Consider the following 7,230-nt stretch of genomic DNA (forward strand, 5'->3'; position numbering starts at 1 on the left):
GCGCAACGCGCGGTGCGGGCCCTTTGCCGTTCGAGGCCCGTCCGCCGACCGGGCCCGGTCGGCCCCGTGGCGGTCAGCTCAGGGTGCGGCTCGCGGCGGCGTCGTAGGGGAGCAGGTCGGCGAAGCGGCCGGAGAGGACCTTGGCGGCCCACTGCGGGTCCTGGAGGAGGGCGCGGCCGACGGCGACCAGGTCGAACTCGTCGCGCTCCAGCCGGTCGAGCAGGTTGTCGAGTCCCTGGACCGGGGCACCCTCGCCCACGAAGGCGCGCACGAAGTCGCCGTCGAGGCCGACCGAGCCGACGGTGATGGCGGGGCGGCCGGTGAGCTTCCTGGTCCAGCCGGCCAGGTTGAGGTCCGAGTCGTCGAACTCGGGGACCCAGTAGCGGCGGGTCGAGGCGTGGAAGGCGTCGACGCCGGCCTCGGCGAGCGGGGTGAGGATCGCCTCCAGCTCCTGCGGGGTCTCGGCGAGGCGGGCGTCGTAGTTCCCCAGCTTCCACTGCGAGTAGCGGAAGATCACCGGGAACCCGGGGGAGACGGCCTCGCGCACGGCGGCGACGAGCTCGGCGGTGAACCTCGTCCGGGCGACCGGGTCGCCGCCGTAGGCGTCGGTGCGGCGGTTGGTGCCGGCCCACAGGAACTGGTCGAGCAGGTAGCCGTGGGCGCCGTGCAGCTCGACGCCGTCGAAGCCGATCCGCTCGGCGGCCGCGGCGGCCTCGGCGAACGCGCCGATGACGGCGTCGAGGTCGGCCCTCGTCATCGCCCGCCCCGTTCCCTCGGTGCCGTCCAGCCGGATGCCGGACGGGCCGACGGCGGGGGCGTCGGCGAACGGCGGGTCGCCCTGCTTGCGCGCCATGCCGATGTGCCAGAGCTGCGGCACGATGGTGCCGCCCGCCGCGTGGACGTCCTCGGCGACGCGGGCCCAGCCGGCCAGCTGCTCCTCGCCGTGGAAGCGCGGGATGTCGGCGCTCTGGCCGGCGGACTCGTGGCCGACGTACGTCCCCTCGGTGACGATCAGGCCGACGCCCGCGGCGGCGCGGCGGGCGTAGTACGAGCGCACGTCCTCGCCGGGCACGCCGCCCGGGGAGAACGAGCGCGTCATCGGCGCCATCACGATGCGGTTGGGCACGGTCAGCCCGTTGATCGTGACGGGCCGGGACAGGAGGTCGGCCGCGCGGGAGGCGGCGGGCTCGGTGACGGTCATGAGGATTCCTCGCGGTCGGCGGTGGCGGTGGCGGTGGCGGGCGCCAGGGCGGTGACGGTGATCGTTCGCCGGTGCCAACCGCCTTGGCGGCCCCCGCATTTCGCCGTCCGCGCGAAGTCCGCTGTGATCCGCGCCACGGTCCGTCGCGGGCCCCGCGACGGGGCCTCCCGACGGCTCCCGGCACCGGTCAGGGCCCGGGCGGGCGGTTCCCGGGCGGGTCCGTGCGCGGTTCCACCGTCATCAGGAGGTTCTCGGGACGGTTGGTGCTGGTCATGACGCCCCGTACCCGCGCTCCCGGGACGGGGGCCAGTCGCCAGCGGCCCGCGACGGCCGCGACCACGGTCGTCATCTCGGTGCGGGCGAAGGACTCGCCGATGCACAGGTGGCTGCCGGCGCCGAAGGGGACGAACGCGCCGCGCGGGACGGGAGGCCGGTCGGGCAGCCAGCGGTCGGGGTCGAACCGCAGGGGGTGGGGGAAGTAGCGGGGGTTCCGGTGGAGGACCAGGGCGCTGAAGATGAACTCGGTGCCCCGGGGGAAGCGGTAGCCGCCGAGTTCGACGTCGGTGGTCGCCCGGCGGATCGTGATGCCGCCGGGGTTGCGCACGCGCAGCGCCTCGTCGACGACGCGACGCGTGTACTCCAGCCCGGCCAGCCGCTCGGGGCTGAGGGGGAGGGCGGCGTGGTCGCGCAGCTCCCGGTGGAGCCGCTGGTCGACGAGCGGGTGCCGGCCCAGCTCGTGGAAGAGCCAGGCGAGCCCGCCCGCGGCGGTCTCGGTGCCGGCCACCAGCAGGGTGATGAGTTCGTCGTGGAGCTGACGGTCGCTCATGGCCGCACCGCTGTCGGCGTCCCGGGCCCGGAGGAGCATCGACAGCAGGTCCGTCCGCTCGCCCGTGCCGTCGGTGCCTCCGGTGGATCCGGCCGACCCGGCGCGTCCGGCGCGTCCGGTGTGGATGAGGTGGTCGATGGCGCGGCGCAGCCGGGCGTGGGCGTCGGCGAGGCGGCGGTTGCCCGGGGTGGGGAGCCGGTGCCACAGGTCCGTGGGGTCCAGTACACGGGTGTACATGCCGCGTAGGACGATGGGCAGGGCGTGGCGGATCTCGGCGGCGGCGGACGCGTCGAGCGAGGTGGAGAACAGGGTCGAGGTGACGACGGAGAGGGACAGCTCCAGCATCTGCCGGGTGACGTCGACGACCTGGCCGGGCCGCCAGGAGTCGGCGCGCTCGGTGGCGAGCCGCGCCATGGTGTCGACGTGGTGCGCGATCTGGCGGTGGTGGAACGCCGGTTGCATCAGGCGCCGTTGTCGGAGGTGGAGGGGGCCCTGGGAGGTGGCCAGTCCGTTCCCGAGGTAGGGGCGGAGCTTGTCGAAGGAGCGGCCCTTGGCGAAGCTCGCCGCGTCGGTGACCAGGACGCGGTGGACCAGCTCCGGGCTGGTCAGCACGTAGCTCGGCTTCGGCCCGAGGTGGGCGGCCACGATCCGGTCGTAGGCGGTGAGGCCGCCGAGGAACTCCAGCGGACGCCGCCACAGCTCCAGGGCGTGGCCGATCAGTGGGAGCCGCCCGGGAGCGACGGGAGGGGCCGGCGGACGGCTGGCGGTGGGCATCGTCGTTCCTCCGGTGCGGGGTCGGGACACAGTCTGCGGCCCGGTGCACCTCCTGCGAACCCTTCGCGCCGGGGCGCGCTGGTGGACCGCGCGGCGCACGGGGGCGGAGGCCGGCTCGCCCCGGTGGGCCGCGCGCCGACCGGCGAGGAGTCCGCCGGCCCGCCCCGGCCCACGGGGCGGAGGGATCAGAGGAAGTAGAGGCGGTTCAGCGGGACCTCCTCGGCGGGGTCGGACCGCAGCGGGGTGCCGTCGAGGGTGACGAGGCCCTCACGCGGGTCGACGAGGACCTCGCCGAGGCGGCTGTTGCGGACCATGTCGCCCGGGCCGATGCCGCGGGTGTGGCGGACGGCGACGCGGCGTCGGCGGGTGGTCATGGTGTCGTACGGGCGGGCGTGGGTGCCGGACTCGGCGGCGGCGCGGCTGGTGAAGGCGACGGAGAGGTCCGCGGGGGTGGCGCCGTGGGCGCCGAACAGGGGCCCCATGACGAGGGGTTGGCAGGTCTCGGTGGCGGCGTTGGGGTCGCCGGTGACGCCGTACGCGGGGAAGCCGGCCTTGAGGACCAGCTGGGGCTTGGCACCGAAGGACGCCGGGCGCCACAGGACGAGGTCGGCGAGCTTGCCGATCTCGATCGAGCCGACCTCGTGGGAGAGGCCGTGGGCGATGGCCGGGTTGATGGTGAGCTTGGCGATGTAGCGCAGCACGCGCTGGTTGTCGTCGTCCGGGCCGTCGCCCTCCAACGGGCCGCGTTCGGCCTTCATCTTGCCCGCCACCGCGAAGGTGCGGCGCACGGTCTCGCCGGCCCGGCCCATGCCCTGGGCGTCGGAGGAGGTGATGCCGATGGCCCCGAGGTCGTGCAGCACGTCCTCGGCGCCCATGGTGCCGGCCCGGATGCGGTCGCGGGCCATCGCGGCGTCGCCCGGCAGGTCGGTCTTGAGCCCGTGGACGGAGACGATCATGCCGTAGTGCTCGGCGACCGCGTCCCGCCCGAACGGGAGGGTGGGGTTGGTGGAGGAGCCGATGACGTTCGGCACGCCCGCCATCTTGAGGACGTTGGGGACGTGTCCGCCGCCGCAGCCCTCGATGTGGAAGGCGTGGATGGTCCGGCCTTCGAGGACCTTCAGGGTGTCCTCGACGGAGAGGCACTCGTTCAACCCGTCGGTGTGCAGGGCTACTTGGACGTCGTGGGCCTCGGCGACGGACAGCGCGGTGTCCAGCGCACGGGTGTGCGCGCCCATGTCCTCGTGCACCTTGAAGCCGCAGGCTCCGCCCTCGGCGAGGGCCTCGACGAGCGGGGCGGGGTGGGAGGACGAACCGCGGCCCAGGAAGCCGATGTTGACGGGCCAGGCATCGAAGGAGTTGAAGGCGTGCCGCAGCGCCCAGGGGGAGTTGACGCCGACGCCCCAGACCGGGCCGAACTCCTGGCCGATGATGGTGGTGACACCGGAGGCCAGCGAGGCCTCCATGATCCGGGGGGACATCAGGTGCACATGGGTGTCGATGGCGCCGGCGGTGACGATCAGGCCCTCGCCGGAGACGATGGCCGTCCCGGTGCCGACGACCACGTCCACGCCGTCCAGGGTGTCCGGGTTGCCGGCCCGTCCGATCGAGGCGATCCGGCCCTCCCGGATGCCGATCGAGGTCTTGCGGATGCCCTGGATCGCGTCGATCACCAGGACGTTGCTGATGACGAGGTCGCAGGTGTCCCGGACGGCGGCGGCCTTGAGGTGCAGGCCGTCCCGGGCGGTCTTGCCGAAGCCGACCAGGAACTCGTCGCCCGGCCGCTGGGAGTCGGACTCGACCCGGACGACCAGGCCGCTGTCGCCGAGCCGGACCCGGTCCCCGGCGCGCGGGCCGTGCACGGCCGTGTACTCGGACGCGTCGATGCTGCTGCTGCTCACGGTTGCCGCTCCTGTCCTTCGCCGCTCGTTCCTTCGCCGACTGCTCCGCCGTCGGCCGTTCCTGCGCCGGCCGCCTCGCCGTCGGCCGCTCCTTCGCGGGCCGCTCCGAGGTAGCCCTGTTCGGCGGCCCGGCGCAGCGCCTCGCGCCGTACCCGGGGCGAGTCCAGCGGTCCGTCGACCAGCCCGGCGAAGCCGATCGCGACCCGCTCGCCGCCGATCGGCACCAGACCGACCTCGACGGTGGCGCCCGGGTCGAAGCGCACCGAGGAGCCGGCCGGGACGGCGAGGTGCATCCCGTAGGCGGCGGCCCGGTCGAAGGCCAGCCGGGGGTTGGCCTCAAAGAAGTGGAAGTGCGAGGTGACCGAGACCGGCACCCCGGAGGTGTTGCGCACGGCGAGGGTGCGGACGGGTTCCGGTCCGGTCGCGGCGTGGCCGTCGGTGAGGACGGCGCCGGGTGCGGCCTCGCCGAGGGCGCCGCCGCCGAACGGGTCGGCGATGACGGCGAGCCGGGTGCCGTCCTCGAACACGGCCTCGACGTGGATCTCGGTGACGAGGTCCGCCACGCCGGGCAGGACGTCGGCGGGGGAGAGGACGGAGCGGCCGCGCGCGACGGCCTCGGCCAGGCGCAGCCCGTCGCGGGCGGCCTCGCAGACGGTGTCCGAGACGAGTGCGGTGGCCTCGGGGACGTTGAGCCGCAGGCCGCGGGCGCGGCGGGCGCGGGCGAGTTCGGCTGCTGTGAAGATCAGCAGCCGGTCGCGTTCGGTGGGGGTCAGCTGCACGGGGGGTCCCTTCTCCCTCGGTGCGGGGCGGCGGGGGTCAGCCGGCCGGCTGGTCGTGGGTGGAGCAGTGGATGCCGCCCCCGCCGGAGGCGATGGTGTCGATCTTCACGGGGACGATCTCGCGGTCCGGGAACTGCTCCCGGAAGACCTCCTGGGCGTGGCCGTCGGCCTTGGCGTCGCCGAAGAGCGGCAGGTAGACGCCCTTGTTGCCGATGTAGAAGTTCATGTACGAGGAGACGAAGGCGTCGCCGCGGCCGGTGATCCGGTCCGGGTCGGGCTGGCCGATCTCGACGACCTTGAGCTTCCCGCCGGTCGCGTCGGTGGCCTCGGCGAGGACGGCGCGGGCCTGGTCGGCGGAGCGGGACCAGACGTCGGGCGGGGTGCCGGGGAAGGCGCGGTCCAGGAAGACGACGCCGGGGGCGGCGAAGCGGGCGAGGCAGTCGACGTGGGCGTCGGTGATGTCCTTGCCCTTGACGCCCGCCAGCCAGATCACCTTGGTGAGGCCCAGGGTCCGCTTGAGCTCCGCCTCGACCTCGTCGCGGGTACGGCCCGGGTTGCGGTTGTCGTTGACCACGGAGCTCTCGGTGACCAGCAGCGTGCCCTGGCCGTCGGTCTCGAAGGAGCCGCCCTCGGCGGTGATCGGGGTCTCCAGCCGCTCGATCCCGTACTTCTCCAGGACGGTGCGGGTGATCCGGGCGTCGTTGGCGTGCTCCTGCTTCCCGCCCCAGCCGCTGAAGTTGAAGTCGACGCCCTTGACCTTTCCGCCTTCCTCGACGAAGACCGGCAGGGTGTCACGGGCCCACAGGTCGTCCACCGGGACGGCGAGCAGCTCGACGTCCGAGCCGCAGGCGTTGCGGGCCGAGGCCTCCTGGCCGGGGCGGACGAGCAGGACCACCGGTTCGCGCTGTCCGATGGCCCGGGCCACGGTGGCGATGTCCCTGCGGACGGCCCCGAGCTGCTCGCCCCAGACGTTCTCGGAGGCGGGCCAGGCCATGAAGGTCCGCTCGTGCTTCTCCCACTCGCCGCCGAGCCGCCGTCCGCGAGCGGGCACGGAGGTGGGATCGGAGGTGGGCGCCGGGGGCTGGGAGGGCGTCTGCGCGGCCGGTTGCCCGGGGGTGCCGGAGGTCGGGGCCGCGGGGCCGGCCGGGTCGTCGCCGGCGGCGGCGCAGGCCGTCGCGCCGAGGGCGATCGCACCGGCTCCGGCGAGGGAGCGCAGCACCGTGCGGCGGGCGAGGGGGGACTGGGACACGGTGGACTCCGGTGGGGCTGGGGGGTGGATCCGGTGCGGCGGGGAGGGCGGGGCTCCGGGGGAGCGGCCCGCATGGTGCCGGTCGGCGGCGGACGAGGAGGTCGTCCGGGTGGACGAGGTCGGTCGGCAGCGCCGGGACCGACTCTCGCATTGACTGAAAAATCAGTCAAGCTTTACGGTGAAGTCACCCAAACCACCCCGAGACGACCGGGAGGCCGTACACGCGGCCCCGGTCACGACGACGAAAGGCCGGGTGAGGCGGCGATGCTGCGCAATGGTCTGGAGCCCTGGCACGTGCTGGTCACGGTGGCCGTCCTGGTGCTGCTGTTCGGCTCCAAGAAGCTGCCCGAGATGGCGCGCGGACTGGGGAAGTCGATGCGGATCCTGAAGTCCGAGACGGCGGCCCTGCGGGAGGAGGGGGCACCCGGCGGAGCGGTGGCCGAGCCGCCCGGCGGAACAGCCGCCGGTTCGTCCGGCGGGGCACCAGCCGCTTCGTCCGGCGG

General features: G+C 74.3%; 6 protein-coding genes. 1 reads left to right on the forward strand and 5 read right to left on the reverse strand.

Annotation, left to right across the window (positions count from 1 at the left end; translation table 11 throughout):
• Positions 1 to 73: 73 nt before the first annotated feature.
• The 5 genes from ACFU6K_RS25420 to ACFU6K_RS25440 all read right to left on the reverse strand — a co-directional run bounded on the left by ACFU6K_RS25420 (position 74) and on the right by ACFU6K_RS25440 (position 6,727).
• Entirely contained in the window at positions 74 to 1,201 is a 1,128-nt protein-coding gene (locus ACFU6K_RS25420) for an NADH:flavin oxidoreductase (protein ID WP_380666698.1), read from the reverse strand.
• A gap of 187 nt (positions 1,202 to 1,388) precedes the next feature.
• Positions 1,389 to 2,801 (reverse strand): cytochrome P450, encoded by a 1,413-nt coding sequence (locus tag ACFU6K_RS25425; RefSeq protein ID WP_380666700.1) that lies wholly within the window; start codon positions 2,799 to 2,801, stop codon positions 1,389 to 1,391.
• Positions 2,802 to 2,986: 185 nt separating this feature from the next.
• Complete coding sequence (locus ACFU6K_RS25430) at positions 2,987 to 4,699, reverse strand: urease subunit alpha (protein ID WP_380666702.1); 1,713 nt, start codon at positions 4,697 to 4,699, stop codon at positions 2,987 to 2,989.
• Positions 4,696 to 5,478: an urease subunit gamma gene (gene ureA / locus ACFU6K_RS25435; RefSeq protein ID WP_380666704.1), complete on the reverse strand. Its 783-nt coding sequence runs from the start codon at positions 5,476 to 5,478 to the stop codon at positions 4,696 to 4,698. Before ureA ends, ACFU6K_RS25430 begins: the two co-directional genes overlap by 4 nt.
• Positions 5,479 to 5,515: 37 nt before the next feature.
• A complete protein-coding gene (locus ACFU6K_RS25440; protein WP_380666706.1) occupies positions 5,516 to 6,727 on the reverse strand; it encodes an agmatine/peptidylarginine deiminase in 1,212 nt (403 codons plus the stop codon).
• Between the two features lie 264 nt (positions 6,728 to 6,991).
• On the opposite strand from ACFU6K_RS25440, the gene tatA reads away from it, so the two are divergent.
• The coding region (gene tatA / locus ACFU6K_RS25445; RefSeq protein ID WP_380666708.1) for a Sec-independent protein translocase subunit TatA at positions 6,992 to 7,230 on the forward strand (239 nt) is incomplete at its 3' end.

This window comes from Kitasatospora sp. NPDC057512 (assembly GCF_042802135.1).
Classification (GTDB): Bacteria; Actinomycetota; Actinomycetes; order Streptomycetales; family Streptomycetaceae; genus Kitasatospora.